30 protein-coding genes and 2 tRNA genes are annotated in these 25,502 nt (G+C 55.5%); 27 read left to right on the top strand and 5 right to left on the bottom strand.

The genetic code is table 11. From position 1 onward, the window contains the following. Window positions 1-8 precede the first annotated feature (8 nt). From RT644_RS07405 to cobT, 14 genes are all read left to right on the top strand, one after another. Window positions 9-641 (top strand): cobalt-precorrin-8 methylmutase, encoded by a 633-nt coding sequence (locus RT644_RS07405; RefSeq protein WP_045510819.1) that lies wholly within the window; start codon window positions 9-11, stop codon window positions 639-641. Further along, entirely contained in the window at window positions 638-1,777 is a 1,140-nt protein-coding gene (cbiD, locus tag RT644_RS07400; RefSeq protein ID WP_313626278.1) for a cobalt-precorrin-5B (C(1))-methyltransferase CbiD, read from the top strand. Before RT644_RS07405 ends, cbiD begins: the two co-directional genes overlap by 4 nt. Then, window positions 1,771-2,376 (top strand): cobalt-precorrin-7 (C(5))-methyltransferase, encoded by a 606-nt coding sequence (locus RT644_RS07395; RefSeq protein WP_313626277.1) that lies wholly within the window; start codon window positions 1,771-1,773, stop codon window positions 2,374-2,376. The genes cbiD and RT644_RS07395 overlap by 7 nt, the downstream gene beginning before the upstream one ends. Continuing rightward, complete coding sequence (locus tag RT644_RS07390) at window positions 2,366-2,935, top strand: decarboxylating cobalt-precorrin-6B (C(15))-methyltransferase (protein WP_020454255.1); 570 nt, start codon at window positions 2,366-2,368, stop codon at window positions 2,933-2,935. Before RT644_RS07395 ends, RT644_RS07390 begins: the two co-directional genes overlap by 11 nt. After that, window positions 2,928-3,701 (top strand): cobalt-precorrin-4 methyltransferase, encoded by a 774-nt coding sequence (locus RT644_RS07385; RefSeq protein WP_160269573.1) that lies wholly within the window; start codon window positions 2,928-2,930, stop codon window positions 3,699-3,701. Before RT644_RS07390 ends, RT644_RS07385 begins: the two co-directional genes overlap by 8 nt. After that, a complete protein-coding gene (gene cbiG / locus RT644_RS07380) occupies window positions 3,682-4,737 on the top strand; it encodes a cobalt-precorrin 5A hydrolase (RefSeq protein ID WP_313626276.1) in 1,056 nt (351 codons plus the stop codon). The genes RT644_RS07385 and cbiG overlap by 20 nt, the downstream gene beginning before the upstream one ends. Continuing rightward, on the top strand, window positions 4,737-5,462 hold the full coding sequence (locus RT644_RS07375) for a precorrin-3B C(17)-methyltransferase (RefSeq protein ID WP_045510598.1): 726 nt from the start codon (window positions 4,737-4,739) through the stop codon (window positions 5,460-5,462). The genes cbiG and RT644_RS07375 overlap by 1 nt, the downstream gene beginning before the upstream one ends. Continuing rightward, window positions 5,459-6,244 (top strand): cobalt-precorrin-6A reductase, encoded by a 786-nt coding sequence (locus RT644_RS07370; RefSeq protein WP_313626275.1) that lies wholly within the window; start codon window positions 5,459-5,461, stop codon window positions 6,242-6,244. The genes RT644_RS07375 and RT644_RS07370 overlap by 4 nt, the downstream gene beginning before the upstream one ends. 10 nt (window positions 6,245-6,254) lie before the next feature. Beyond that, entirely contained in the window at window positions 6,255-7,049 is a 795-nt protein-coding gene (gene cbiK / locus RT644_RS07365) for a sirohydrochlorin cobaltochelatase (protein WP_020454250.1), read from the top strand. Continuing rightward, window positions 7,046-7,756 (top strand): cobalt-factor II C(20)-methyltransferase, encoded by a 711-nt coding sequence (locus tag RT644_RS07360; RefSeq protein WP_269230739.1) that lies wholly within the window; start codon window positions 7,046-7,048, stop codon window positions 7,754-7,756. Before cbiK ends, RT644_RS07360 begins: the two co-directional genes overlap by 4 nt. Window positions 7,757-7,958: 202 nt before the next feature. Then, a complete protein-coding gene (locus tag RT644_RS07355; protein WP_313626274.1) occupies window positions 7,959-9,482 on the top strand; it encodes a cobyric acid synthase in 1,524 nt (507 codons plus the stop codon). Further along, on the top strand, window positions 9,476-10,021 hold the full coding sequence (gene cobU, locus RT644_RS07350; protein ID WP_020454247.1) for a bifunctional adenosylcobinamide kinase/adenosylcobinamide-phosphate guanylyltransferase: 546 nt from the start codon (window positions 9,476-9,478) through the stop codon (window positions 10,019-10,021). The genes RT644_RS07355 and cobU overlap by 7 nt, the downstream gene beginning before the upstream one ends. Further along, window positions 10,018-10,758, top strand: a complete 741-nt coding sequence (cobS, locus tag RT644_RS07345) for an adenosylcobinamide-GDP ribazoletransferase (RefSeq protein WP_313626273.1) — start codon at window positions 10,018-10,020, stop codon at window positions 10,756-10,758. Before cobU ends, cobS begins: the two co-directional genes overlap by 4 nt. 27 nt (window positions 10,759-10,785) lie before the next feature. Beyond that, entirely contained in the window at window positions 10,786-11,844 is a 1,059-nt protein-coding gene (cobT, locus tag RT644_RS07340; protein WP_313626272.1) for a nicotinate-nucleotide--dimethylbenzimidazole phosphoribosyltransferase, read from the top strand. A 38-nt stretch (window positions 11,845-11,882) separates the two neighbouring features. Here cobT and RT644_RS07335 read toward each other — a convergent pair whose 3' ends face one another. Next, the gene (locus RT644_RS07335) at window positions 11,883-12,194 is read right to left on the bottom strand and encodes an ArsR/SmtB family transcription factor (protein WP_020454244.1); all 312 of its coding nucleotides are present in this window, start codon (window positions 12,192-12,194) and stop codon (window positions 11,883-11,885) included. Window positions 12,195-12,431: 237 nt separating this feature from the next. On the opposite strand from RT644_RS07335, the gene fusA reads away from it, so the two are divergent. From fusA to RT644_RS07295, 8 genes are all read left to right on the top strand, one after another. Then, on the top strand, window positions 12,432-14,534 hold the full coding sequence (gene fusA, locus RT644_RS07330) for an elongation factor G (RefSeq protein WP_045510577.1): 2,103 nt from the start codon (window positions 12,432-12,434) through the stop codon (window positions 14,532-14,534). Window positions 14,535-14,749: 215 nt separating this feature from the next. Then, a complete protein-coding gene (locus RT644_RS07325; protein ID WP_174240571.1) occupies window positions 14,750-15,103 on the top strand; it encodes a type II toxin-antitoxin system RelE/ParE family toxin in 354 nt (117 codons plus the stop codon). A 4-nt stretch (window positions 15,104-15,107) separates the two neighbouring features. Further along, complete coding sequence (locus RT644_RS07320) at window positions 15,108-15,410, top strand: helix-turn-helix domain-containing protein (RefSeq protein ID WP_045510571.1); 303 nt, start codon at window positions 15,108-15,110, stop codon at window positions 15,408-15,410. A gap of 82 nt (window positions 15,411-15,492) precedes the next feature. Then, complete coding sequence (gene ldtA, locus RT644_RS07315) at window positions 15,493-16,443, top strand: L,D-transpeptidase (RefSeq protein ID WP_313626430.1); 951 nt, start codon at window positions 15,493-15,495, stop codon at window positions 16,441-16,443. Window positions 16,444-16,585: 142 nt separating this feature from the next. Then, window positions 16,586-17,611: an LLM class flavin-dependent oxidoreductase gene (locus RT644_RS07310; protein WP_045510566.1), complete on the top strand. Its 1,026-nt coding sequence runs from the start codon at window positions 16,586-16,588 to the stop codon at window positions 17,609-17,611. A gap of 188 nt (window positions 17,612-17,799) precedes the next feature. Then, on the top strand, window positions 17,800-18,276 hold the full coding sequence (locus RT644_RS07305) for a cold-shock protein (RefSeq protein ID WP_020454238.1): 477 nt from the start codon (window positions 17,800-17,802) through the stop codon (window positions 18,274-18,276). A gap of 252 nt (window positions 18,277-18,528) precedes the next feature. Then, on the top strand, window positions 18,529-19,068 hold the full coding sequence (locus tag RT644_RS07300; protein WP_044489404.1) for a DUF2058 domain-containing protein: 540 nt from the start codon (window positions 18,529-18,531) through the stop codon (window positions 19,066-19,068). A gap of 37 nt (window positions 19,069-19,105) precedes the next feature. Next, window positions 19,106-19,351 (top strand): DUF2543 family protein, encoded by a 246-nt coding sequence (locus RT644_RS07295; protein WP_097405711.1) that lies wholly within the window; start codon window positions 19,106-19,108, stop codon window positions 19,349-19,351. 97 nt (window positions 19,352-19,448) lie between these two features. Here the strand turns inward: RT644_RS07295 and RT644_RS07290 are convergent, their stop codons facing one another. Both RT644_RS07290 and RT644_RS07285 read right to left on the bottom strand, forming a co-directional pair. After that, a complete protein-coding gene (locus tag RT644_RS07290; RefSeq protein WP_313626271.1) occupies window positions 19,449-19,955 on the bottom strand; it encodes a hypothetical protein in 507 nt (168 codons plus the stop codon). 510 nt (window positions 19,956-20,465) lie between these two features. Continuing rightward, window positions 20,466-20,801 carry a gamma-glutamylcyclotransferase family protein gene (locus RT644_RS07285; RefSeq protein WP_045510554.1) on the bottom strand — a complete coding sequence of 112 codons (336 nt, stop codon included), beginning with the start codon at window positions 20,799-20,801 and terminating at the stop codon, window positions 20,466-20,468. Between the two features lie 115 nt (window positions 20,802-20,916). Between RT644_RS07285 and RT644_RS07280 the strand changes: the two genes are divergently transcribed. Continuing rightward, on the top strand, window positions 20,917-21,891 hold the full coding sequence (locus RT644_RS07280) for an MFS transporter (protein ID WP_313626270.1): 975 nt from the start codon (window positions 20,917-20,919) through the stop codon (window positions 21,889-21,891). 107 nt (window positions 21,892-21,998) lie between these two features. Here RT644_RS07280 and RT644_RS07275 read toward each other — a convergent pair whose 3' ends face one another. After that, on the bottom strand, window positions 21,999-23,177 hold the full coding sequence (locus RT644_RS07275) for a CocE/NonD family hydrolase (RefSeq protein ID WP_313626269.1): 1,179 nt from the start codon (window positions 23,175-23,177) through the stop codon (window positions 21,999-22,001). Between the two features lie 98 nt (window positions 23,178-23,275). Here RT644_RS07275 and RT644_RS07270 point away from each other — a divergent pair, with 98 nt between their 5' ends. Continuing rightward, on the top strand, window positions 23,276-23,446 hold the full coding sequence (locus tag RT644_RS07270; RefSeq protein ID WP_160269596.1) for a hypothetical protein: 171 nt from the start codon (window positions 23,276-23,278) through the stop codon (window positions 23,444-23,446). A 20-nt stretch (window positions 23,447-23,466) separates the two neighbouring features. On the opposite strand, the gene RT644_RS07265 is transcribed toward RT644_RS07270, so the two are convergent. Then, window positions 23,467-23,542: transfer RNA gene (locus RT644_RS07265), tRNA-Asn, on the bottom strand. Between the two features lie 6 nt (window positions 23,543-23,548). On the opposite strand from RT644_RS07265, the gene RT644_RS23625 reads away from it, so the two are divergent. From RT644_RS23625 to RT644_RS07255, 3 genes are all read left to right on the top strand, one after another. Further along, complete coding sequence (locus RT644_RS23625; protein ID WP_353609784.1) at window positions 23,549-23,707, top strand: DUF5951 family protein; 159 nt, start codon at window positions 23,549-23,551, stop codon at window positions 23,705-23,707. 9 nt (window positions 23,708-23,716) lie between these two features. After that, the gene (locus tag RT644_RS07260; protein ID WP_409521837.1) at window positions 23,717-25,183 is read left to right on the top strand and encodes an EmmdR/YeeO family multidrug/toxin efflux MATE transporter; all 1,467 of its coding nucleotides are present in this window, start codon (window positions 23,717-23,719) and stop codon (window positions 25,181-25,183) included. 81 nt (window positions 25,184-25,264) lie between these two features. Next, window positions 25,265-25,340: transfer RNA gene (locus RT644_RS07255), tRNA-Asn, on the top strand. Window positions 25,341-25,502 lie beyond the last annotated feature (162 nt).

Raw genomic sequence — 25,502 nt, 5'->3', positions numbered from 1 at the left:
TGGAAAAGATGGATTATTTACAGCAACCGCAGGCTATTGAAGCCAAAAGTTTTGTCATTATCGACGACATCATCAACGAGACGCGTCCCGATTACCGCTTTGCCAGCCCGCTGCATGAAGCGGTGATCAAACGGGTCATTCACACCACAGCAGATTTCGACTGGCTCGATATCTTATGGTTCTCCTCTGATGCGCTGGAAAGCCTGTGTACCGCGATTAAACAGGGCTGCACGCTCTACACCGATACCACCATGGCGCTTTCCGGCATTAACAAAACGCTGCTGGCGCAGTTCGGCGGCGAAGTGCGGTGCTATATCTCCGATCCGCGCGTGGTGCGCCGCGCCAAAGCCGACGGTATCACCCGTTCGATGGCGGCGGTTGATCTGGCGCTGGGCGAAGAGGGCGGCAAAGTGTTTGTCTTCGGCAATGCGCCCACCGCGCTGTTTCGCCTGCTGGAACATAACGCGCCGGTAAGCGGCGTGGTCGGTGTGCCGGTCGGGTTTGTCGGCGCGGCAGAATCGAAAGAGGCACTGGTGGCGAGCGGTTTACCGGGCATTGCCGCTCGCGGGCGCAAAGGCGGAAGCAACGTGGCGGCGGCGATCGTTAACGCATTGCTTTACAGCCTGCGGGAGGCGCAATGAGCGAACAGGCCTTCGACGATCCGGTGTGGCACAACGGAAAAGCGCTGCGCAAAGGCTATACCACCGGCTCCTGCGCGACGGCGGCAGCGAAAGTGGCAGCGCTGATGGTGCTGCGCCAGCACCTTATTCACCAGGTGTCGATTGTCACGCCATCGGGTGTCACGCTGCGCCTGAGCGTCGAATGTCCGCATGTGGAGGGGCTTCAGGCTGTCGCCGCGATCCGCAAAGACGGCGGCGATGACGTCGATGCCACGCACGGCATGCTGATTTTTGCCCGCGTCACGCTCAATGATGAGGGGGAGATCATCCTGCGCGGCGGCGAAGGCATCGGCACGGTGACCCGCAAAGGCATTGGCCTGGCGGTCGGAGAGGCGGCCATCAACCGCACGCCGCGCCAGACTATCGAAGCCGCTGTGCGTGAAGTGATTGGCCCGACGCGCGGCGCCGAGGTGGAAATTTTTGCCCCGGAAGGGGAAGCGCGGGCGAAGAAAACCTACAACGGCAGGCTCGGTATTCTTGGCGGCATTTCAATTATTGGCACCACCGGCATTGTCACGCCGATGTCAGAAGAGAGCTGGAAACGCGCGCTGGCGCTGGAGCTGGAGTTAAAACGCGCCGCCGGGATGGATCGGGTGATCCTGGTGCCCGGCAACCACGGCGAGCGTTTTGTGCGCGAACATCTGGGCGTATCGGGCGAACTTGTGGTCACCATGAGTAACTTTGTCGGCTACATGCTGGAAGAGGCGGTGCGCCTCGGTTTCCGGCATATCGTGCTGGTCGGTCACCCCGGCAAGCTGGTGAAAATCGCCGCCGGGATCTTTCACACCCACAGCCATATCGCGGATGCGCGCATGGAAACGCTGGTCGCACATCTGGCGCTGCTCGGTGCGCCGCACGCGCTGCTGCTGGCGGTGAGCGAGTGCGACACCACCGAAGCGGCAATGGAACACATCGACGCCGCCGGGTTCAGCCACCTTTACGATCACCTGGCAACCCGAATCTGTCAGCGTATCGCCCAGATGCTGCGCTTTACAAACAACCCGCCGCAGTGCGATGCCGTGATGTTCTCCTTTGATAACAACGTGCTGGGCGCGAACCGTCCGGTTGAAGAAATTGCGAGGGATCTCAGATGTTGACCGTTGCCGGAATGGGGCCGGGCAATCTGGCGCTGATGACGCCGCAGGCGCAGGAGGCGGTGGCGCAGGCTGAAGTGCTGGTTGGCGGTAACCGCCACCTGGCGCAGTTCCCCGATTTTGCCGGGCAACGGCGGGCGCTGGATGCCGATATCCCGGCTTTGCTGGCGTGGCTGGAAAAACACGCCGCGCGCAATGTCGTGGTGCTGGCCTCCGGCGACCCGTTGTTTTACGGCATCGGCACGCGGCTGGTGGCGCATTTTGGTATCGAACAGTTGCGCATTATTCCCGGCATCAGCGCCGCGCAGTACCTCTGCTCGCGCACCGGTATTGATATGAACGATATCTGGCTGACCAGCAGCCACGGGCGCGATGTCGATTTCGATGCCCTGGCGCGTGCCAGCAAGGTCGCGATGGTGACCGATGCCCGCTGCGGGCCAAAAGCCATTGCCGATGCGCTGATTTCGCGCGGGGCAGAAAAGCGCTGGCTGGTGATTGGCGAAAATCTCGGTATGGACAATGAACGTATCCACAGGCTGCGCCCTGCGGATGTGCAGGCGCATTACGAAATGAATGTGGTGGTGATCCTCGATGAAAGATGAGCGGTTTATTCGCGGTGAAAAGGTGCCGATGACCAAAGAGGCCGTGCGCGCAGTAGCGCTGTCAAAGCTGGCGCTGCACGATGCCCGCCACCTGATCGATATCGGCGCGGGCACCGGCAGTGTGAGCATCGAAGCGGCGCTGGCGCACCCGCAGTTGCAGGTCACGGCGATTGAACGCAACCCGGCAGCGCTCGGGCTGCTGGAAGAGAATTGTCAGCGCTTTGCTTGTCGCAATATCACCCTGATCCCCGGCGTTGCACCGCTATTCATTGAGCAGCCCGCGGACGCGGTGTTTATGGGCGGCAGTGGCGGCAATCTGACGCAACTTATCGACTGGTCGCTGGCGCAGCTTAGGCCCGGCGGGCGGCTGGTGATGACTTTTATTCTGCAGGAAAACCTCAGTACCGCCCTGGCGCACCTGGCCGATTGCCCCGTCACTGCGCTGGATTGCCAGCAACTTCAGGTTTCCCAACTGACCTCGCTTGGCAGCGGCCACTATTTCAAAGCGCATAATCCCGTTTTTTTAATTTCCTGTGAAAAGGAGCAACACCATGGCTGAGCACGCGGATGCACAAACTGTCTGGTTTGTGGGCGCAGGACCAGGCGATAAGGAGCTCATCACGCTGAAAGGGTATCGCCTGTTGCAGCAGGCGCAGGTGGTGATTTACGCCGGTTCGCTGATTAATACCGAACTGCTGGAATATTGCCCGCCAGACGCAGAGTGCCACGACAGCGCAGAACTGCACCTTGAGCAAATCATTGACCTGATGGAAGCCGGGGTGAAGGCCGGGAAAGTGGTGGTACGCCTGCAAACCGGCGATGTTTCTCTGTATGGCTCGGTGCGTGAACAGGGAGAAGTGTTAACCCGCCGTGGTATTCGCTGGCAGGTTGTACCCGGCGTCAGCGCGTTTCTCGGCGCGGCGGCGGAGCTGGGCGTGGAGTACACCGTGCCGGAGGTGTCGCAAAGCCTGATCATCACCCGCCTCGAAGGACGCACGCCGGTGCCGGAGCGCGAACAACTGGAGGCATTTGCCAGTCATCAGACCTCGATGGCGATCTACCTCTCGGTACAACGCATACACCGGGTGGCGGAACGTTTAATCGAAGGTGGTTACCCGCAGGCCACGCCAGTGGCGGTTATTTATAAAGCGACCTGGCCAGAAAGCCAGACGGTGCGCGGCACGCTGGCGGATATTGCTGACAAAGTACGCGATGCCGGGATCCGCAAAACCGCGCTGATCCTCGTGGGGGCATTCCTGGGCGAAGAGTTCCACTACTCGCGGCTTTACGCGGCGGATTTTAGCCATGAATACCGCAAAGCCTGAATCGATAGCGCTGTTTTGCCTGACGCCGGGCGGTGTGGCGCTGGCGGCGCGTCTGCAATCTGCGCTGCCGATGACCTGTTTTACCAGTGAGAAACTTCTCGCGGCGGGGTTTCAGTCTTTTGACGGCAGTTTTGCCCAGGCGTTGCGCGAGGCGTTTTGCCACTTTTCAGCGGTGATTTTTATCGGTGCAACAGGCATTGCCGTGCGCGTTATCGCCCCGCTGGTGAATGACAAGTTTAACGATCCGGCGGTGATCGTCATTGATGAACGCGGACAGCATGTTATCAGCCTGCTCTCCGGGCATTGCGGCGGTGCGAATGCGCTGGCGCGTTACCTCGCGGCTGTGCTGGACGCCGATCCGGTGATCACCACCGCGACAGACGTGAACGATGTGGCGGCGCTCGACACGCTGGCCATCCAGCTTGATGCGCGAATGCAGGATTTTCGCGCAGCGGTAAAGACCATCAATCAGATGCTGGTCAGCGGTAAACGCGTTGGCCTGTGGTGTGACGCGGCGATGCGTGAGGACGTGGCGCGTTGCGATACGCGCGGTTTTATCGCAGTGGATCGCCTCGATGCGTTACCGCAACTGGATGGCCTTGTGTGCGTGACCACACAAGCGGCGCTGCCGGTTCTCCCTGTGCCTGTTTTCAAACTGGTGCCGAAACGCATTGTGGCGGGGATGGGATGTCGGCGCGATACGCCCTTTACGCTGCTTTCGGCGCTGTTGCAACGCCAGTTGCAGACGAACGCCATTGACCCGCTGGCGCTGCGTGCGATTGGCAGCATCACCTTAAAGCAGAATGAAAAAGGGCTGATCCAACTGGCGCAAAGCCTGGGCGTGCCGTTTGACGTTTTCACGGCTGAGGCATTGCGGCAGCACGAACACCATTTTCCCGCTTCGGAATTTGTCCGTCACACCGCCGGAGTCGGAAGCGTCTCCGGCCCGGTGGCATGGCTGATGAGCGACGGGCAACTGACTGGCGAAACCCTGCGCGAGCAGGGCGTGACTATTACTTTGGGAGTTTCACACTGATGTTAACGGTAATCGGGATTGGCCCCGGCTCACAGGCAATGATGACCATGGAAGCCGTTGAAGCGCTGCAGGCGGCAGAAATTGTGGTCGGTTACAAAACCTATACCCATCTGGTGAAAGCCTTTACCGGCGATAAACAGGTGATCAAAACCGGCATGTGCAAAGAGATTGAGCGCTGCCAGGCGGCGATTGAGCTGGCGCAGGCAGGACATAACGTGGCGCTGATCAGCAGCGGTGACGCCGGGATCTACGGCATGGCCGGGCTGGTACTTGAGCTGGTGAACAAGCAGCAACTCGATGTGGAAGTCCGTCTGGTGCCGGGCATGACCGCCAGCATTGCCGCCGCCGCGCTGCTCGGTGCGCCACTGATGCATGACTTTTGCCATATCAGCTTAAGCGATCTGATGACGCCGTGGCCGGTGATTGAAAAACGCATTGTCGCGGCGGGTGAAGCGGATTTCGTTATTTGCTTCTACAACCCACGCAGTCGGGGCCGCGAAGGCCACCTGGCGCGCGCGTTTGAACTGCTTACGGCCAGCAAAAGCGCCGACACGCCGGTGGGCGTGGTGAAATCTGCCGGGCGCAAAAAAGAAGAGAAATGGCTGACCACGCTTGGCGAGATGGATTTTGAACCCGTTGATATGACCAGCCTGGTGATCGTCGGCAACCGCGCCACTTATGTGCAAAACGGCCTGATGATCACGCCCCGGGGCTACACCCTGTGAGCGCCGGGGAGGTGTTGGTTATCGGCGGCACCAGCGATGCACGGCAAATTTGCCAGCAACTGGATGCAGCCAATGTGTGCTACACGCTGTCGGTGGCGACACCGACCGGGCAGCAGTTGGCGGGAAATATTCGCGGTCAGGTGCGCTGCGGGCGGCTGGAGATGCGCGATATGGTCGCATGGCTGCAACACCACGGTACGCGCTGGGTCATTGATGCTTCGCACCCGTATGCCGATGTGGTGAGCCGCAATATTGCCGCGGCCTGCGAGCAGGCACAGGTGCTGCTCAGCCGTTATCAGCGCCCGGAGCAGTTAGCGGATTTAACCCATCCGTTGCTGTTTTATGTCGCCACGCTGGAAGAGGCCTGCGCCAAAGCCCGCGAACTGGGCGAGCGTATTTTGCTGACTACCGGCAGTAAAGATCTGGCGCGCTGGCGCGAAGGCTTGCCGGATAAAACCTTACTGGCACGGGTGCTTCCCGTGCCGGAAGTGGTGGCGCAGTGCGCGGAGCTGGGTTTTGGCGTTGGTGATATTTTCGCCCTCTGTGGCCCGTTCAGCGCCGGGTTTAACGCCGCGTTTTATCGCCAGTATCGTGTGGAAGTGCTGATCACCAAAGCCTCCGGGGCGGAAGGCGGTTATCTGGAAAAAGTACAGCCCGCGCTGGATGCCAGCATCCCGTGCATCGTCATTGCCCGCCCGCAACCTGCGGTGAGCGGGGAAGAGTTACTCAACAGTCAGGATGCCTTCGCCGGGCGGTTGCGGCGCTGGCTGGCGGCACAGTGAGGAGAACAGCATGAAAAAAGCCCTTCTGGTGGTGAGCTTCGGCACCAGCTATCACGACACCTGTGAGAAAAACATTGTTGCCTGCGAGCGCGAGCTGGCGGCCAGTTGCCCGGATCGCACCCTGTTTCGCGCGTTCACCTCCGGCATGATCATTCGCAAGCTCAGACAGCGCGACAACCTGCACATTGATACCCCGCTCGAAGCGCTGCAAAAGCTGGCGGAACAGGGTTATCAGGATGTGGCAATCCAGTCTTTGCACATTATCAACGGCGATGAGTACGAAAAAATTGCCCGTGAAGTGCAAACGATGCGTCCGCTGTTTAAACGGCTGGTGATTGGTGCGCCGCTGCTCAGCAGCCATGAAGATTACCTGCATCTGATGCAGGCGCTCTCGCGTCAGATGCCGATGGTCGCCGCGGACGAACGCGTGGTGTTTATGGGCCACGGTGCCAGCCACCATGCTTTTGCCGCGTATGCCTGCCTTGACCATATGATGGCGGCGCATCGCTTCCCGGCGCGCGTCGGCGCGGTGGAAAGCTATCCGGAAATCGATGTCATCATCGACAGCCTGCGCCGGGAAGATGTCAAAGCCGTTCATCTGATGCCGCTGATGCTGGTGGCAGGCGATCATGCGATTAATGATATGGCTTCCGATGATGACGATTCGTGGAAAACGCAGTTCGAACGCGTCGGTATCGCTGCCACGCCGTGGCTGCAAGGGTTGGGCGAAAACGCCGATATCCGCGCCATGTTTGTTCAGCATTTACACCAGGCGCTCGAACACGCGCTGGAGGTGGCGGCATGAGCGGAAAACTCTACGCCCTCAGCACCGGCCCGGGCGCGGCGGATCTTATCACTGTGCGCGGTGCGCGTATTCTCGGAAAGCTGGATGTGCTGTATGCGCCGGCCGGGCGCAAAGGCGGCGACAGCCTGGCGTTGTCGATTGTGCGCGAGTATCTCGGTGAGCAGACCGACGTGCGCTGTTGTCACTTCCCGATGAGCGCCGACAGCGCGGAAAAAGAGGCGGTGTGGGATGAGGTTGCCGCTGCGCTGGAGGCTGAAGTGCAGGCCGGTAAGCAGGTCGGTTTTATTACGCTTGGCGACGCCATGCTGTTCAGTACCTGGGTGTTTTTGCTGCAGCGCCTGCAACACCCGCAAAATCTGGAGATTGTTCCCGGCGTCACCTCGTTTGCCGCTATTGCCGCGCGGGCGCAAACACCGCTGGCGATGGAACAACAGTCGCTGGCGGTGGTCTCCTGCACCGCGCCGGAAAGCGACATCCGCCAGGCACTGGCGCAGCACGACAGCCTGGTGTTGATGAAAGTCTATGGCCGTTTCGCGCGGATCAAAGCGCTGCTTGCGCAAGCGGGGCTGCTCGACCATGCGCTGATGATGGCAGAAGCCACGCTGCCGGGAGAACAATGCTGGCGGCGGCTGGGCGAGGTGAGCGACGATCAGCCGCTGCCCTATTTTTCGACCATTCTGGTGAATAAACAGTGGGAGAAGGCATAACAGCGCCCTGATGTGCGAGGGCTACCGGTGTTCATCCGCGAGGTTAAGCGGAGCATGCCGATAATGGAGTAACCATCATATTATCGTCAGCCATGACATTGCTTTATTCTACATGGCTTGTGAGAAGTAAAACGGCACGGCGGGCAGCAGTGCCGCTGTGCAAACATGCCCGCATGCGGGCGACGCAGGTTAAGGAGGCGTCATGACGCAGGCCATTATGCTGCAGGGCACCGCATCGGACGTGGGCAAAAGCGTGCTGGTGGCGGGGCTGTGCCGTATTTTTCATCAGGACGGGTTAAAAACCGCGCCGTTTAAATCGCAGAATATGGCGCTCAACTCGGGTATCACTGCGAACGGCCAGGAGATGGGGCGCGCGCAGATATTTCAGGCCGAAGCGGCGGGTATCCAGCCGGATGTGCGCATGAACCCGGTGCTGCTCAAACCGACCAGCGATCGCAAAGCGCAAGTGGTGCTGATGGGCAAAGTCGCCACCGATATGGACGCCGTGAGTTATCACGACTATAAACCGCGGCTGCGCGAGCAGATTATCCAGGTTTACCAGAGCCTGGCGCAGGAGTATGACGCGCTGGTGCTGGAGGGCGCGGGCAGCCCGGCGGAGATCAACCTGCGCGACCGGGATATCGTCAATATGGGCATGGCAGAGATGGCCGCTTGCCCGGTCATTCTGGTGGCGGATATTGACAGAGGCGGCGTTTTTGCCGCGATTTACGGCACGCTGGCGCTATTACAGGAGCATGAACGCTGGCGGGTGAAAGGGGTGATCATCAATAAATTTCGCGGCGATGTCGCGCTGCTTATCCCGGGAATTAAGCAGATTGAAGAGTTGACCGGCGTACCGGTGATTGGCGTTATGCCGTGGCTGGAGGTCGACCTTGAAGATGAAGACGGCGTGGCGTTACAGCGCGGGAAATACTTGCGCACCGGCGAGCGGGCGCTGGATATCGCCGTGGTGCAACTCCCGCATATCTCTAATTTCACCGATTTCAATGCGCTCGCTGCTCAGCCCGACGTACGCGTTCACTACGTGCGCACGCCGGAGGAGCTGCATAGCGCCGATCTGCTAATCCTCCCTGGTAGTAAAAACACCCTTGGCGATCTCAACTGGCTGCGCGAAAGCGGGCTGGCGAAAGCAGTGCTGGAACGTCATCGTGCAGGTGTGCCGATTATTGGCGTCTGTGGCGGGTATCAAATGCTTGGCGAAACCATTATTGATGAGGTGGAGTCCGGACTGGGGCAACAGCCAGGGCTGGGGCTGCTGGAGACGGTGACGCGGTTTGCCCGCGACAAAACCACCACCCGAGTGGAAGCGAGTTTGCAGGAGACGCTCCCCGGCTGGCTGGCACCGTGCGCCGGGCTAACGGTGCGCGGGTATGAAATTCATCTGGGTGAAACCACGCGCAGCAATGGTTGCCAGCCGGCGTTGTGGCTACAAAAAGCGGGGCAGCGCGTGGCAGATGGCGCGGTCAGCCGTGACGGTCTGGTGTTTGGCACCTATCTGCATGGCTTGTTCGATAGCGACACGTTCACCCGCACACTGCTTAACGGGCTGCGTCAGCGCAAAGGGCTGCCGCCGCTGGATGCGCGCGTTGATTACGCGCAGTACAAAGCGCAGCAGTTTGATATCCTCGCCGACGCCATGCGTCAGCATGTGGACATTGATCGTATTTATCAAATTATGCAGCAACATCAGGAGCAAGCATGTTAACCCTTGTTACCGGCGGCGCGCGCAGCGGCAAAAGCCGTCATGCTGAATCGCTGGTCGCGGATGCAAAAACGGTGCTCTATATCGCCACTTCGCAAATCGTTGATGACGAAATGGCGACGCGGATTGAGCACCACCGGCAGGAACGCCCCCGACACTGGCGCACCGAAGAGCGCTGGCAACAGTTGTCAGCCGTCATTACCCCGCATAACGATCCTGACGAAGCGGTATTGCTGGAATGCATTACGACGCTTGTCACCAATCTGCTGTTTGCTTCTGGCGCGGGCGACGACCCGGATAACTGGGATTACGCCGCGCTGGAAGCGCAGGTTCAGCACGAGATTGAACACCTGATTGCCGCCTGTGCGGCGTGCCCGTCGCCGGTGGTGCTGGTGACCAATGAAGTAGGTATGGGCATTGTGCCGGAAAACCGGCTGGCGCGGCATTTTCGCGATATCGCCGGGCGCGTCAACCAGCGACTGGCGCAGGCGGCAGATCACGTCTGGCTGGTGGTGTCAGGGATTGGAGTCAAAATCAAATGATCAAATTATTTTTCGCCACGCTCTCTTTTATCAGCCGTTTGCCGGTGCCTGGCCGTTGTGTGCAGGGGCTGGATGTCGCGGAATATGTGCGCGGTGTTGTGACCTTTCCATTGGTCGGGCTGCTGCTCGGGGCGCTCAGCGGTGTTGTCGTACTGGCGTTACAACCCTGGTGCGGCGTGCCGCTGGCAGCGCTTTTTGGCGTGCTGGCGCTGGCCTTGCTAACCGGAGGCTTTCATCTGGATGGTCTGGCGGACACCTGCGACGGTATCTTTTCCGCGCGTCGACGCGAACGGATGCTGGAAATCATGCGTGACAGCCGACTTGGCACCCACGGTGGCCTGGCACTGGTGTTTGTGCTGGTCGCCAAAATCCTGGTTATCAGCGAGCTGCAACTGCGCGGTGTCAGCATCATTGCCGCACTGGCGATGGCCTGTGCCGCCGGGCGTGGTTGCTCGGTGTTACTGATGTTCGGCCATCGCTATGCGCGCGAAGAGGGGCTGGGCAACCTGTTTATCGGGAAAGTTTCCGGCAGAGACACGCTGGTTACGCTGACCATCACTGCGTTGCTGGCAATAGCCATATTGGGCTTGAAAGGGATTATTGCGCTGCTGGTGACGCTGGCGGCGATCTTCCTGCTGGGGCAGATGCTTAAACGCACCCTGGGTGGGCAAACCGGCGACACGCTGGGCGCCGCGATTGAACTTGGCGAAGTGGTATTTCTTCTGGCGCTACTCTGAACAGCCCGCAACATAACGAGAAACAACATGCAGACATTGACGACACTACTGGCAAGTATCCCGACTCCCAATGACGTAGCAATGGCGCAGGCACAGCGCCACCTGGATGGTTTACTGAAGCCGGTTGGCAGCCTCGGGCGACTGGAAGCATTAGCGGTACAACTGGCGGGAATGCCGGGATTAAACGGCACGCCGCGCAGCGGTGAGAAAGCCATTGTGGTGCTGTGCGCCGATCATGGTGTCTGGCATGAGGGCGTGGCGGTATCACCGCAGGTTGTCACTGCGATTCAGGCGGCGAACATGACGCAGGCGACGACGGGCGTTTGCGTACTGGCCGCGCAGGCCGGTGCGAAAGTACATGTGCTGGATGTTGGCATTGATGCCGATCCGATCCCCGGCCTGGTGAATATGAAAGTCGCGCGCGGCAGCGGCAATATCGCTACCGGCCCCGCAATGAGCCAGCAGCAAGCTGAAGCATTGCTGCTGGAAACGATGCGCTACACCCGAGAGCTGGCGGCGCAAGGCGTGAAGCTCTTTGGCGTCGGTGAACTCGGCATGGCCAACACCACACCAGCGGCGGCGATTGTCAGCGTGCTGACCGGCGAAGAACCTGAACATGTGGTCGGCATTGGCGCAAATTTGCCGGAAAACCTGCTCGGGCATAAAGCGCAGGTGGTGCGTAAAGCAATTGCCGTCAACCAGCCCAATCCCGCCGATGGCCTTGAGGTGCTGGCAAAAGTGGGGGGATACGATCTGCTGGGAATGACCGGCGTGATGCTCGGCGCGGCATCTTGTGGTCTGCCGGTGGTGCTGGACGGTTTCCTTTCTTATGCCTCGGCGCTGGCGGCGTGTCGCATGGCGCCACAGGTAAAACCGTATCTGATCCCTTCGCATCTGTCGGCGGAAAAAGGGGCGCGCCTGGCGCTGGAACATTTAGGGCTGGAGCCGTATCTCAATATGGGCATGCGTTTAGGCGAAGGGAGCGGGGCGGCGCTGGCGATGCAACTGGTTGATGCGGCCTGCGCGATCTACAACCATATGGGTACGCTGGCAGCGAGCAATATCGTGCTGCCGGAGACGAAATAACGATGTCCGTTGCCGGGGGAGTTTTGACTTGCCCGGCATTACCCCTCTTTTTGCATTGCCTGCAACAGCGTATCCAGCAAACCTGGATAGCAGGCGTCGAGATCTTCGCGGCGCAGGGAGATCATATTTTCCCGACCCTGCGGGCGCTGCCAGACCACGCCGCTATCGCGCAGGACGCGCCAGTGGTGCGTCATCGTGGATTTCGCCACATCTTCCGGGCGCAGGGCGTTACAACTTAATTCGCTGCCGTCGGCAAGCCGCTTGATCATCGCCAGGCGCAGGGGATTGCCAAGGGCAAAGAGCACATTTTCAAGGCGAAATTGCTCACGTTCGGGGTGGTTAGCGATCATAATCTTCCTGTGTCGGCGGTGGCTGTGCTGGAAAAGCAGCAGCCCGTATCGGCGGCTGGGCCGGTACTATACGCAAACTGCTTTGCGAAAGCCACGAGGTCAATCGCGGCTCAACCAATCGTAAGAATAGCAAAAATAGTTCGAATATACTCGTACAGTTGTACTATTATAGATGCCGTGAATGAATAGCGGCCAATTCCGGCCGCGAACTAACAGTCAAATGACTAAGGACGCATCATGCCCCGACCCATCCCCCTCGAACGTTATCGCAACATCGGTATCTCCGCGCATATCGATGCCGGTAAAACAACCACTACTGAGCGCATTCTGTTTTACACCGGGATGAGCCACAAACTGGGTGAAGTACACGATGGCGCGGCAACAACCGACTGGATGGCGCAGGAGCAAGAGCGCGGCATTACCATTACGTCTGCGGCGGTAAGCTGCTTCTGGCCTGGTATGGACAGAGGTTTTGAGCCGCACCGCATTAATATTATCGACACCCCCGGGCACGTGGATTTCACCATTGAAGTGGAACGTTCCATGCGTGTGCTCGACGGCGCGGTAATGGTGTATGACTCCGTGGGTGGCGTGCAGCCGCAGTCGGAAACCGTGTGGCGTCAGGCTAATAAATACCACGTGCCGCGTCTCGCGTTCGTCAACAAGATGGACAGACCCGGCGCGGATTTTTTCCGCGTGGTGCAGATGATGATCGACCGCCTGAAAGCCAACCCGGTGCCGATTGTGATCCCTATCGGCGCGGAAGAGCATTTCACCGGCGTGGTGGATTTGATCAAAATGCGCGAAATCATCTGGGATGACGCGACGCAGGGCATGACTTTCAGCTATGGCCCGGTGCCGGATGATCTCATGGCAACCGCGCTGGAGTGGCGTGAGAAGATGATCTCCGCGGCGGCGGAAGCCAGTGACGAGCTGATGGATAAATATCTGGAAACCGGCTCGCTCGACGAAGCGGAAATTATTGCCGGCCTGCGCAAACGCACGGTTGCCGGGGAAATTCAGCCGATGCTGTGCGGCAGCGCCTTTAAAAATAAAGGCGTCCAGCGCATGCTCGACGCGGTGGTGGAACTGATGCCGTCGCCGCTGGATATCCCTGCTATTCAGGGCGTGGATGAAAAAGGCCAACCGGCAGAGCGCCATGCGAATGACGACGAACCGTTCTCGGCGCTGGCGTTTAAACTGATGACCGACCCGTATGTTGGCCAGCTTACCTTTATCCGCGTCTATTCCGGCGTGCTGAAAAAAGGGGATGCAGTTTACAACCCGGTGAAAGGCAAGAAAGAGCGTATCGGACGTATCGTGCAGATGCATGCCAACGATCGCCACGAAGTGGATGAGCTGCGCGCCGGTGATATTGCCGCCTGCGTCGGCCTGAAAGATGTCACCACCGGTGACACGTTAAGCGACCCGGATAAAGTGATCACGCTGGAGCGCATGGAGTTTCCTGAGCCGGTGATTTCGCTCGCTATTGAGCCGAAAACCAAAGCGGATCAGGAGAAAATGGGCATCGCCTTGCAACGGTTGGCGTCGGAAGATCCGTCATTCCGCCTGCATACTGACGAGGAATCCGGACAGACGATTATTTCCGGGATGGGCGAGTTGCATCTGGAAATTATTGTTGACCGCATGAAACGTGAGTTTGGCGTGGAGGCGAATATCGGTCGCCCGCAGGTCACATACCGCGAAACCTTGCGTAAAACCGTGAAGGATATCGAAGGTAAATTTGTGCGCCAGTCCGGCGGTAAAGGTCAGTATGGTCATGTGGTTCTGACGCTTGAACCGCTGGAGCCGGGTAGCGGCTTTGTATTTGAAGACGCCACCAAAGGCGGCGTGGTGCCGCGCGAGTACATTCCTTCAGTGGAAAAAGGCCTGCGCGAAGCCATGAACAACGGCGTGCTGGCGGGTTACCCGGTGGTCGATGTGAAGGCAACCCTGACATTCGGTTCCTATCACGATGTCGACTCCTCGGAAATGGCCTTCCGCATGGCGGCGATCTTTGGCTTTAAAGAGGGCGCGCGCAAAGCCGATCCGGCAATCCTTGAGCCGATTATGCATGTGGAAGTGGAAACACCGGAAGAGTACGCCGGGAACATCATGGGCGATCTCTCTTCCCGTCGCGGGATGGTGCAGGGCATGGAAGAGCGGTTCGGTAGCCAGATTATCCGCGCCGATGTGCCGCTGGCTGAAATGTTCGGCTACTCCACCACGCTGCGATCCATGTCGCAAGGGCGCGCGACCTACAGCATGGAGTTCCACCACTATGCGGAAGCGCCGCGCAACGTGGCGGACGACATCATCGCCAGCCGTGCGAAAGCGTAACGTCTACGCTGTAACAGCAAACCCCGCTCCGGCGGGGTTTTTTTTGCGTGAAGCCGGGTCGCAAAATCAATGCAACATTGCATTTTGCTGCGGATATTCAGGAATCACGCTTCCATTGCTGTCCCTCTGTGCATGCATAAATCGCCCGAACACCGCATTATTAAAATATAGAATTTGATCTATATAGTTTTTGTTCTATATTAATGAGGTGTGCTGTGTGGCAGATAATGATGACGCAGACGTTTGAAAAGTGGTTTGATGCACTGGGTGACAACGATCGCGCCCGTGTGCTGGCGGCGCTGATGGTGCTACGGGTTAAAGGTCCGCAGCTACCAAGGCCTTACGCGGATACGGTAAAAGGCTCGCGTTATAACAATATGAAGGAGCTGCGCATACAAAGCCGGGGTGAGCCGTTTCGGGTCTTCTATGCCTTTGATCCGCAGCGCGTGGGCATATTGCTTTGTGCTGGCAACAAGGCGAGTCATGAAAAACGCTTTTACGATGTGATGATCCAGATTGCAGATCGGGAGCTAACGAGCCATCTGCACCAGCTTAAAATCAAGGAGTAATACGATGAGCAAAACACTGGAACAGCTAATTGCCGAACAAAAGGCTGATGTTGTCACCGCTGCGCAGTCACTCGCGCAAGAGATGCTGCTCAATATCCATCTTGCGGAGCTGCGTGAGCGGGTACAAAAAACGCAGATCGAAATGGCGCAGGCGCTGGGGCTGAAACAGCCCACGGTAGCGGTGATGGAAAAGCAGGGCCGGGATATTAAACTTTCCACGCTGAAGCGCTACGTGGAAGCGACAGGCAGCAAGCTACGCATTGATATTGAGCTGCCGGATGGCTCGCACTATGGCTTTGCGCTGTGAAGCGATAATGCGCTGTAAAAAAGAGAAAACCCACAAAGCAAACTATGATTAGCAAATACCCGTTGCGCCTGAGGATAAGATGATGCGCTGCGTTAAACTTTTTTGCTGTTGTGTTGCGTTACTCTGCGCCCAGGGCGCGCAGGCTGTGAGCTATCCGCTGCCGCCGGAAGGCAGCCGTCTGGTGGGCAGCCCGTTAACTATCACCATTCCTCATGACAACACCTTCCCGCTGGAAGCGTTTGCCGCGAAATACGGACAGGGGCTGAGTAATATGCTCGAAGCCAACCCGGATGCCGATCCCTTTTTACCGAAAGCCGGTTCACAACTGGTTATTCCGCAGCAGGTGATTCTGCCTGCGACTGTTCGCGAAGGCATTGTGATTAACGTTGCGGAAATGCGCCTCTACTATTACCCCAAACAGTCGAATACGGTCGAGATCTTACCGATTGGCATCGGCCAGGCCGGACGCGAAACGCCGCGCAATTGGGTGACTGCGGTGGAACGCAAGCAGGAAGGGCCGACCTGGACACCTACGGCGAATACGCGGAAAGCGTACGAGAAAGAGGGAAAAACCTTACCTGCGTTTGTGCCTGCCGGGCCGGATAACCCGATGGGGCTTTATGCTATTTATATTGGAAAGCTGTACGCTATTCACGGCACGAACGCTAATTTTGGCATTGGGTTGCGCGTCAGCCAGGGCTGTATCCGTTTACGCAGCGATGACATTAAATACCTCTTCGACAATGTGCCTGTGGGAACACGGGTACAGATTATCGACCAGCCGGTCAAAATCACCACCGAGCCGGATGGCAGCAGTTGGGTGGAAGTTCACGAACCGCTATCTCGCAATCGCGCTGAGTTTGAGTCCAGCAATAAAGTGCCGCTGCCTGCCACTCCGGTGCTACATGCGCTAATGAAAGACGAAGGCATCGATGCGAACCGCGCAAGCCAGGAACTGGAGCGCCGTTCCGGTATGCCGGTAAATATTAGTGCGCCTGCGGTGAATCATCCGATAGATAAACAACCGCTATAGAATGGTTTATCAATAAATTTGAACTCTAAGGTTAAACAATCGGTATTTATTCTTCTCATGGAGTGCGTAGAGTAAGGACAATCCTGGACGGGAAATTCCCCCGTCTGCTGATTACCTCCCTGAACAGAAGGACAACGACGCCATGAAGAAGATCGGATTTTTGTCATTTGGTCACTGGACACCTTCGCCGCAATCTGCGACGCGTTCGGCGGCTGATACGCTGCTGCAATCCATCGATCTGGCGGTTGCCGCTGAAGAACTTGGTGCGGACGGCGCGTATTTCCGAGTGCATCACTTTGCCCGTCAGCTCAGCTCACCTTTCCCGTTACTGGCCGCTATTGGCGCCAAAACCCACAAAATAGAGATTGGCACCGGCGTTATTGATATGCGCTATGAAAACCCGTTGTATATGGCGGAAGATGCCGGCGCGGCGGATTTGATTTCCGGCGGTCGTTTGCAGTTGGGTATCAGCCGGGGCTCACCGGAACAGGTTATTGATGGCTGGCGCTATTTTGGCTATCAGCCGGCGGAAGGCGAAACCGATGCGGATATGGCGCGCCATCATACGGAAACGTTTCTGGATGTGCTGCGCGGCGAAGGGTTTGCCAAACCGAACCCGCAGCCGATGTTCCCGAACCCACCAGGCTTGCTGCGCCCGGAACCCTGGTCTGAAGGTTTGCGCGAACGTATCTGGTGGGGCGCAGGCTCAAACGCGACAGCGGTTTGGGCGGCAAAACTGGGGATGAACCTGCAAAGCTCCACGCTGAAAGATGATGAAACCGGTGAACCGTTCCATATCCAGCAGGCGCAGCAGATTCGGGCCTACCGTGAAGCCTGGAAAGCAGCAGGGCACTCGCGCACACCGCGCGTCTCCGTTAGTCGCAGTATCTTCGCGCTCATGGACGATCGTGATCGGGCTTACTTTGGTGGCAGCCGTGATGACAGCGATAAAATCGGCTTTCTTGATGAGAAAACCCGCGCTGTTTTTGGCCGCAGCTACGCCGCAGAACCGGATAAATTGATCGAGCAGCTGAAAAAAGATGAGGCCATTGCTGAAGCAGATACGCTACTGCTGACCGTGCCGAATCAATTAGGCGTGGATTATAATGCGCACGTGATTGAGTCGATTCTCAAGCATGTCGCGCCGGGGATGGGCTGGCGTGATTGATGTGAAACTGCAGTTGAAAGCATAACTTCCTTTTCTTGCGGCGCTTTGTAAAGCGCCGCATTTCGTTTTGCAGTACAGAAATTTATCACCGACACTTGAGCCAAAGACGTAGTCGGCGCAGGCATTGTGCTTTACACTGCGCGCTGCAAAAAACAGAGCAAATGAACGATTAAGTAGGTGGTAAGGCGATGAACGGAAAGATCACAACCTGGTTTAAAGATAAAGGTTTTGGATTTATCAAAGATGAAAACGGCGAAAACCGTTACTTTCATGTGATTAAGGTCGCCAACCCTGAGTTGATTAAAAAAGATGCGGCGGTAACGTTCGAACCCACGACAAACAACAAAGGGTTGTCTGCTTATGCGGTGAAAGTTGTCCCGGAAAGCAAATACATCTATATCGCAGGTGAACGAATTAAGCTTACGTCGATCAAATCTTATCTGGTATACAGCGAAGAAGTTCCTGTCGATACCCGCATCGATAAAGACAATGCCGTGCTCTCCGTTGGCGCGCTGATGGGAAGTATCCGGCCGAAATCCGCGACTAAGCCTGGCGAAATGCGTTCGCTAAAAAAACTGGCAATCACCACTTTTCAGGGTACGACCCTGATTTTCTCCGAAGACGAGATAGACGTGGATGCGACGGTTAAGCTGCTTAACGTCTAAAACATCCAGATTGGTTTGCTGCCGAAACCGGCGTTTTTCTAAACCGCGTTTCGGCATCATTTACTGTTCGCTGTGGTTCCCGTTTTTCTGTTCAATCCGTCCCGCCAGAGCAATGCTTTCGCCCCGTGCGAGTGTGGAATGGCGAGCGCAATGTTTGCGCTTCGCGGGTAATGAGTCGATTCCACAATCTGGTCTCTTCGCAGCAATTACAGCTATAATCCGACCCAATGTTCAACCGGTTTACAGACGAAAATGACAAAACTCACTTTACAAGAGCAGATGCTCAAAGCGGGATTAGTAACCAGCAAGAAAATGGCTAAAGTCCAGCGCACTGCCAAAAAATCACGTGTTCAGGCGCGTGAGGCAAGAGAAGCCGTGGAAGAGAATAAAAAAGCACAGCTTGAGCGCGATAAGCAATTAAGCGAGCAACAAAAACAAGCGGCGTTATCAAAAGAATATAAAGCGCAGGTTAAGCAACTTATTGAAATGAACAGGATCACTATTGCCAAAGGCAATATTGATTTTAATTTCACAGATAATAAGTTAATTAAAAAAATAGTGGTGGATAAAAATACGCAGGCACAATTGATTAGCGGTCGTCTCGCCATTGCTCGTCTGGTTGTTGATGGCAAGGATGAGAGTGAATATGCGATTATTCCCGCAATCGTAGCCGATAAAATCGCTCAGCGGGATGCGAACAGTATTGTGTTAAACAGCGCGCTTAGTCAGGAAGATCAAGATGAAGATGATCCGTACGCTGATTTTAAAGTGCCCGATGATTTGATGTGGTAATAACCATTGCAAACGATTTTAACCTCCGGGGGAATGTATGAGTAACGAAATACCGCTTAAATTTTATGACATCGTTGATGAGTATTCGACGGAAACCGAAAAAACGGTAAAAGAATCAGAACGCGATGCGCTGGCGCACTATTTCCAGCTACTGATCACCCGTTTGATGAATAACGAAGAAATCAGTGAAGAGGCGCAGCAGGAAATGGCCAATGAAGCGGGTATTGACGCGCTGCGTATTGACGAGATTGCGACGTTTCTGAATCAGTGGGGCAACGAGTAGTTCTGTTGCCGTGATTTTCAAAAGCGCGAAAGTGCATTTTTTATGTCCGCTCGCCGCCGGAAGCGGACATCGCAAACATCCCCGAACGTGCAAAACATCAGTAGAGGATATTTGCCATCGCTTTGTACCGTTCGGGTAACGCGCTGTTCAGCGCCAGGACTTTTTCAACAGTAGAAAATGTCGGCGCCCCTTTAGCGCGTTCGCCATCAACAATCGCGGAACGTATTGTCGCCGCCGCCGTAGAAATAGTGTTGAAATACTCTTCTGATTCCGCAGTTTGTAATTCTCCTGAAACGGCGTAACGGACAATTGGCCAGTCTGTAAAATCAATTAACGGGAACGCTTCTTTATCAGATGATATGTTGGCTAATAACAACTCTTCTGCTTTTTTATGATCTCTTTGTGCAGTTGAAAGTAGCTGTAAGCGATATTTCATTCTTGACAAAATATCGCTATTCGTCTTTTCTGACGAGAGTGCCGCAATAAAGGCGGATAGCTCATCAGGCGGGCTGTGATCATAATGCGTCTTCCGCTGGGCTTCAGAAGAAGGTTGGGTGCTATTTGATGCAATTTCAATTAAATAATTTAAAATTTCTAAAGTCATTTAATGTGCCTTATGAATTTCATTGTGCGGTATTAACTGGCGATACTGAAAATAGTGCTGGCAGCTTTGTGTCATTGTTAATAAATCCCGTGTCGAAAATAACGCATGGCCTGCCAGTATATGACAGGTGCTTTAAATGAACGTTTTTAAAACGTCACGCAGATCCTGTTTCATATTTAAATAGCAGCGCGCTGCCAGGCTTACGCGATGAGTATTATTGATAATGTGCGGTTTGAAAAACGAATAATTGTGCGGTCTGCTGTGAGTTCAACTCAACATGGTTAATAACGATGGGGGCTACTGACGTGGGGCGGCCTGCGAGAAGCGGTATCGCCGGTGTTGGATTTGCTTCGAACAGGTTCCGGTATTTTGCAAACCGCCAGCGTTTTGTGGCTTAACGGTTAGCGAGGCACAAGCCCCGCAAAAGAGGGCCTGGTTCAACAGAAAAGTTTCGCAGACTTGCCTCTGACATGAGGCATTTTGCGATGAAGGCTGTTAATCACAGCGATGCTATGCTTTTTCCTGCGGTTGCAGTTGATAAATCCATGCCGTCACATGCTTGCCGTCGAGCGTGGTCACATCCACCCGAACACGATCGTAGCCCTCTTCGAATTCGTCCAGCATCGTCCAGTGCGCCGCGAGATTAGCGGATACAAACAGGTAACCATCAACCCGGGAACCGTCTTTATCCAGCACAATGCCGGGGAATTCGGCGGCGGCTCCCCAGCCAAATTCATAAAATGTTCCCGTAACGTAACCAGGCAGCCACTCTCCACCGATATTTTCCAGAATATGTGCATTCGAATGACCGGGGCGAAGCGTCCCGTAAACAAACAGTGATTCCATTTTTCCTCATTATCTAACGCAATGAATAACCAGCAGAATGATCACCAACATACGTTTAAGCGCTGTAGTTCGCAACTGGCTGGAATCGGGTAAGTGGTTGTGACATCCCGGGGAAGTGCTCAGGGTTATTACCGGCATTGAGAATGTACTTACTGATATGGGGCTTATTCCCGATCTCGTTGCAGAAGGGAAAGTGACGCAAGCTATATCGCACCGCTCGACCATTAATTCCTTTATTATGTTGATAGGGCCGGTGATTGCGGCCTCGCTTATTTCACTTTTTTCCGCTGGTGTTGCGTTGTATATTTCTGCGCTAGTTTATGCATCATCTTGTATCGCATTTATTATTTTATGGTTTAAATATGATGTGGAAGCCGTTTCAACTGGCGAAAAGGAGAGCTGGTTTTATAAAACTAAGGGAGCATTTAAAGCAATTTACCATGTTAAATCTGAGCTTCATATTGCGCTGGTCTCCTCTGTTATTAACTTTACGATGTTCCCTTTCTTTTCCGTGACGATACCCTACTGGATCAGCACTGAATTAAAGCTTCCCGCCACCTATCTTGGCGCGTTTGAATTTTCATTTGCTCTGGGACTCATTGCCAGTAGTCTTTATATAAACGCTTTTGTAAGAGCGTGGGCGGGACGGCTCAAGAATGTTTTATTTGGCTTTGTCCTGTTGGGCAGCAGCGTCATGGCAATTGTCCTGATGGGAAATATCTATATGTCTATTTTGCTGGCGTTCTTTTGCGGTATGGCGTTTATTTTTATTAACGTCAACCTCAGTACGCTGCGCTCAACGGCAACTCCCCGTAATTACCGAACGAGAATGAGCGCCATGGCAGGCTTTTTATCCAGCCTGGCCAACCCTTTTGGCGTGGCCATTGCTGGCTGGTATATCAGTTTATTAGGCGTGGTTCCGTTTACCGTTATTTCCGGTGCCGTTGTGGTGTTAATTACTCCCGTTATTTTATGTTCGCTTCATTTGCGTCGGGCACTTTCACTTGATGAAGTTGAAATGAAAGGGTATTACGAAAAAACCTATCCGGCCGCATTTTATAAACCTCGGCAACGTAAACAGGATACATGAATGATATCCAATAGAAGCGCTTTGACGTTATGACCAGACTCAGCATGGGTTGCCATTCTGGCAACCCATGCTGAGTGTGTTTTCTCTGTGACTGGTTTCTGTGGGGGCTAAGGCGTGTTTGCGGTTACGAGATGGTTATTAATGGCGTACACCGTACAGTTGCCCGCGCCCGGACGCTGCTCCTGTTGACAGATGCTTAGCGCCGTTTCTGCGGCTTGACGGCTGTTTCTGGCCCAGTACGCCGCGCCCCAGTCGCCGTCCTCGTCCGTGGCAAAGGCTTTTTCATAGCGTTGTGTTGCTGCATATTCTGAGAACGCCTTTTTCCCGGCGGCATTAAGCGCGGGCGGTGCAGGCAGGTGCGTTTCGGGCAGAGGCACAGCTTCGCTGGTCGGTAAATGCTGCTGTTTTAGAAATGTGGCCACCGTCTGCCACCAGAAACTTTCCGGCGCTGAATCCATAAAGACATGGCCATTATTACCGAAGGCAGGCATCGTGATGAATTGCGCCGTGTGGCTTCCCTGCTGATAGGCATCAAACATCTCTTTGCCCATCGACGGCGGGAAGGATTTATCATTTTTCGCATACAGCCACAGGGACGGGATATTAGCTGTTTTCCCGTAACGTGCGTAGGCTTGCAGCAGACCGGCTTTATCGCAGAGTGATTTCCCGTCAATCGCGCCCCTTCCGCCGTCGAAATTGATCACCGCCTTAACGCCTGGTGGATTAGCCGCACCAGCAGCAAGCACCGCAAAACCGCCTGCGGACATCCCGGCCAGGATCGCGTTATCGGCTGCGGCCCACGGCTGGTGGCGCACGGCTTCGAGGGCCGCGAGCAGGTTACGGGTATCCTGCTCCCCGGCCCGCAGATGTAAAGGTTGCGCGCAGGAACCATCGGCATACTCCGCCGCACCGCTTGATTGCCCGTAGCCCTGGCGCAGGACCACCACCGCCGCATAACCGTGGCGCGCAAAAGCGATAGCCGCTGAGGCATAACGGTTCGGGTTGATTATCCAGCGATCAAATTCAGCACTGCCAACGGTTCCATTAGTGATTAACACCACGGGTAAAGGCGTTTGGCTGTCCATGCGTGTCACAAAGGCATCCAGCACGGCCGGCTGACCATTATCTAAGGTGACCGCCAGCAAAAGCGGCTCTCTTATCAACCCGTTAATCTGTTGATATTCCGGGGCTTGCTCTACAACATCTGCATGGCCTGCAACAGTAAAAAGAAGGAGGGCGGTGGTGAAAAGGCGTTTTGCTGTACGAGTCGTAAAACGGTTGCGCATGGTGGTTAACCCTGAAATGTTTGGCCTTAAAAGGCGCGGCGTGACTGGAGAGCTGGTCACTTGTTTTTCTATTTCCTGTCGCGCGGTATTGATCACGCATGTCGGTACTTTCTGCAAGCCGTGAGCATAGCATTAAGGTAAGCAAACATTTTCAATGGATTACGTTACAGGTTCAGCTTGATGCTCAAGAAGCGGAAAGGGCGGTTTCTGAAGGGGAAAAACTTATCGCTATGTTTAGCGGAGCGATAAAAAGCAAAAAGCCTGCTTGAAAGCAGGCTTTTTTTGAATCTGGCTCCTCTGACTGGACTCGAACCAGTGACATACGGATTAACAGTCCGCCGTTCTACCGACTGAACTACAGAGGAATCGTTGTGGAGGCTTATCTTAGCGGCGAAAAATCTTTTGTCAAACCTCATTTCTCGCAGGGTGTGCTGACTGCCGAATCCATCGACAATTTGAGTTCATTATCATCGTTTTCTGTGGAAATGCTTTGCAGGATCACGGTTTCTCCCCCATCATTTGAAATGTGATTTCACCTTTTGCGGCTAAGGACCAATTTGAACGTCGTTACTCCTCTTCGCCAGGCTGTCATGCGCACGCCGTGGTACAGAAAGCGTAAAAGCTACCGTGTTTTATTCTGGCGAGAAATCACCCCCCTTGCCGTACCTATCTTCCTCGAAAACACCTGCGTCCTGATGATGGGCGTGCTCAGCACCTTCCTCGTAAGCTGGCTGGGCAAAGAGGCGATGGCGGGGGTAGGTCTTGCCGATAGTTTTAACATGGTGGTAATGTCATTTTTTGCGGCAATCGACCTGGGAACCACGGTGGTGGTGGCCTTCAGCCTCGGTAAGCTGGATGGCGAGCGGGCGAGGGCGGCGACGCGCCAGTCGCTGGTGATCATGACGCTGTTTTCGATTGTGCTGGCGGCGGTGATCCACTACTACGGTACGGAAATTATCGATTTTATCGCCGGGGCGGCAACGGCGGAGGTCAAGGCGCTGGCGCTGACCTACCTTGAACTGACGGTTCTCAGCTACCCGGCTGCGGCCATTGCGCTGATTGGCAGCGGTGCGCTGCGCGGCGCGGGCAATACCAAAATCCCGCTGCTGATTAACGGCGGCATGAATATCCTCAATATTCTTATCAGCAGCGTGCTGATCTATGGTCTCTTCGGCTGGAAAGGGATGGGCTTCGCCGGGGCAGGGCTGGGGCTGACCATTTCCCGCTATATTGGCGCGGTGGCGATTATCTGGGTACTGATGATTGGCTTTAACCCGGCGCTGCGTATTCCGCTAAAAAGTTACTTCGAAAAGCTCAACTTCAGCATTATCTGGGAAGTGATGGGTATCGGCATCCCCGCCAGTATCGAATCGGTGCTGTTTAACGGCGGCAAGCTGCTGACGCAAATGTTCGTTGCCGGTATGGGCACCAACGTTATCGCCGGTAACTTTATTGCTTTCTCCGTTGCGGCGCTAATTAACCTGCCGGGCAACGCGCTGGGTTCCGCCTCCACAATTATTACCGGTAAACGACTGGGCAAAGGACAGATAAGCCAGGCTGAGCGCCAGTTGCGGCATGTATTCTGGCTCTCGACGCTGTTACTGACGATGCTTGCCTGGGGAACCGCGCCGTTTGCCGGGCTTTTCGCCTCGTTTTACACCCAGGAAGAGGATGTAAAAGAGGTGGTTAAAGTGCTTCTCTGGCTTAACGCGGCATTTATGCCCATCTGGGCGGCATCCTGGGTGCTACCCGCCGGACTGAAAGGCGCGCGCGACGCCCGTTTCGCCATGTGGGTGTCCATGCTTGGAATGTGGGGTTGTCGCGTCGTCGCCGGTTATACCCTCGGGATTATGCTCGGTATGGGCGTGGTTGGGGTCTGGCTCGGGATGTTCCTTGACTGGGCGGTGCGCGGCGCGCTCTTTTACTGGCGTATGGTCAGCGGACGCTGGCTGTGGAAGTATCCAAAGCCGCAAAAAAGCGCCATTTCTGCACAGAATGGAGAATAATTCGGCAAACGCACCAAAATGTGAAAATCAGGCTTTGACAAGGGCCTGGGGCATCGCTAATATTCGCCCCGTTCACACGATTCCTCTGTAGTTCAGTCGGTAGAACGGCGGACTGTTAATCCGTATGTCACTGGTTCGAGTCCAGTCAGAGGAGCCAGATTTAAAAAAGCCTGCTTTTAAGCAGGCTTTTTGCTTTTCTGCGTTCTCACATCCCGCAACTTAGCGTTTTCCCTGCGGGAATTTCTCGTTGAAGCAGCAATGCATCGCGATGACAAAGGCTATCGACATCGTCAGTTCGGGCGGCGATACGCTGGTAAAG

The sequence above is a fragment of the Kosakonia sp. genome (assembly GCF_032104925.1).
Taxonomy (GTDB): Bacteria; Pseudomonadota; Gammaproteobacteria; order Enterobacterales; family Enterobacteriaceae; genus Kosakonia.
The sequence above is the reverse complement of the archived record's forward strand: the minus strand, read 5'-3'. Positions and strand labels throughout refer to the sequence as shown.

Excerpts from the sequence above, each read along its gene's own strand:
- RT644_RS07405 (WP_045510819.1), top strand. The coding sequence starts at position 9 with ATGGATTATTTACAGCAACCGCAGGCTATTGAAGCCAAAAGTTTTGTC.
- cbiD (WP_313626278.1), top strand. The coding sequence starts at position 638 with ATGAGCGAACAGGCCTTCGACGATCCGGTGTGGCACAACGGAAAAGCG.
- RT644_RS07395 (WP_313626277.1), top strand. The coding sequence starts at position 1,771 with ATGTTGACCGTTGCCGGAATGGGGCCGGGCAATCTGGCGCTGATGACG.
- RT644_RS07390 (WP_020454255.1), top strand. The coding sequence starts at position 2,366 with ATGAAAGATGAGCGGTTTATTCGCGGTGAAAAGGTGCCGATGACCAAA.
- RT644_RS07385 (WP_160269573.1), top strand. The coding sequence starts at position 2,928 with ATGGCTGAGCACGCGGATGCACAAACTGTCTGGTTTGTGGGCGCAGGA.
- cbiG (WP_313626276.1), top strand. The coding sequence starts at position 3,682 with ATGAATACCGCAAAGCCTGAATCGATAGCGCTGTTTTGCCTGACGCCG.
- RT644_RS07375 (WP_045510598.1), top strand. The coding sequence starts at position 4,737 with ATGTTAACGGTAATCGGGATTGGCCCCGGCTCACAGGCAATGATGACC.
- cbiK (WP_020454250.1), top strand. The coding sequence starts at position 6,255 with ATGAAAAAAGCCCTTCTGGTGGTGAGCTTCGGCACCAGCTATCACGAC.
- RT644_RS07360 (WP_269230739.1), top strand. The coding sequence starts at position 7,046 with ATGAGCGGAAAACTCTACGCCCTCAGCACCGGCCCGGGCGCGGCGGAT.
- RT644_RS07355 (WP_313626274.1), top strand. The coding sequence starts at position 7,959 with ATGACGCAGGCCATTATGCTGCAGGGCACCGCATCGGACGTGGGCAAA.
- cobU (WP_020454247.1), top strand. The coding sequence starts at position 9,476 with ATGTTAACCCTTGTTACCGGCGGCGCGCGCAGCGGCAAAAGCCGTCAT.
- cobS (WP_313626273.1), top strand. The coding sequence starts at position 10,018 with ATGATCAAATTATTTTTCGCCACGCTCTCTTTTATCAGCCGTTTGCCG.
- cobT (WP_313626272.1), top strand. The coding sequence starts at position 10,786 with ATGCAGACATTGACGACACTACTGGCAAGTATCCCGACTCCCAATGAC.
- RT644_RS07335 (WP_020454244.1), bottom strand. The coding sequence starts at position 12,194 with ATGATCGCTAACCACCCCGAACGTGAGCAATTTCGCCTTGAAAATGTG.
- fusA (WP_045510577.1), top strand. The coding sequence starts at position 12,432 with ATGCCCCGACCCATCCCCCTCGAACGTTATCGCAACATCGGTATCTCC.
- RT644_RS07320 (WP_045510571.1), top strand. The coding sequence starts at position 15,108 with ATGAGCAAAACACTGGAACAGCTAATTGCCGAACAAAAGGCTGATGTT.
- ldtA (WP_313626430.1), top strand. The coding sequence starts at position 15,493 with ATGCGCTGCGTTAAACTTTTTTGCTGTTGTGTTGCGTTACTCTGCGCC.
- RT644_RS07310 (WP_045510566.1), top strand. The coding sequence starts at position 16,586 with ATGAAGAAGATCGGATTTTTGTCATTTGGTCACTGGACACCTTCGCCG.
- RT644_RS07305 (WP_020454238.1), top strand. The coding sequence starts at position 17,800 with ATGAACGGAAAGATCACAACCTGGTTTAAAGATAAAGGTTTTGGATTT.
- RT644_RS07300 (WP_044489404.1), top strand. The coding sequence starts at position 18,529 with ATGACAAAACTCACTTTACAAGAGCAGATGCTCAAAGCGGGATTAGTA.
- RT644_RS07295 (WP_097405711.1), top strand. The coding sequence starts at position 19,106 with ATGAGTAACGAAATACCGCTTAAATTTTATGACATCGTTGATGAGTAT.
- RT644_RS07290 (WP_313626271.1), bottom strand. The coding sequence starts at position 19,955 with ATGACTTTAGAAATTTTAAATTATTTAATTGAAATTGCATCAAATAGC.
- RT644_RS07285 (WP_045510554.1), bottom strand. The coding sequence starts at position 20,801 with ATGGAATCACTGTTTGTTTACGGGACGCTTCGCCCCGGTCATTCGAAT.
- RT644_RS07275 (WP_313626269.1), bottom strand. The coding sequence starts at position 23,177 with ATGCGCAACCGTTTTACGACTCGTACAGCAAAACGCCTTTTCACCACC.
- RT644_RS07270 (WP_160269596.1), top strand. The coding sequence starts at position 23,276 with ATGTCGGTACTTTCTGCAAGCCGTGAGCATAGCATTAAGGTAAGCAAA.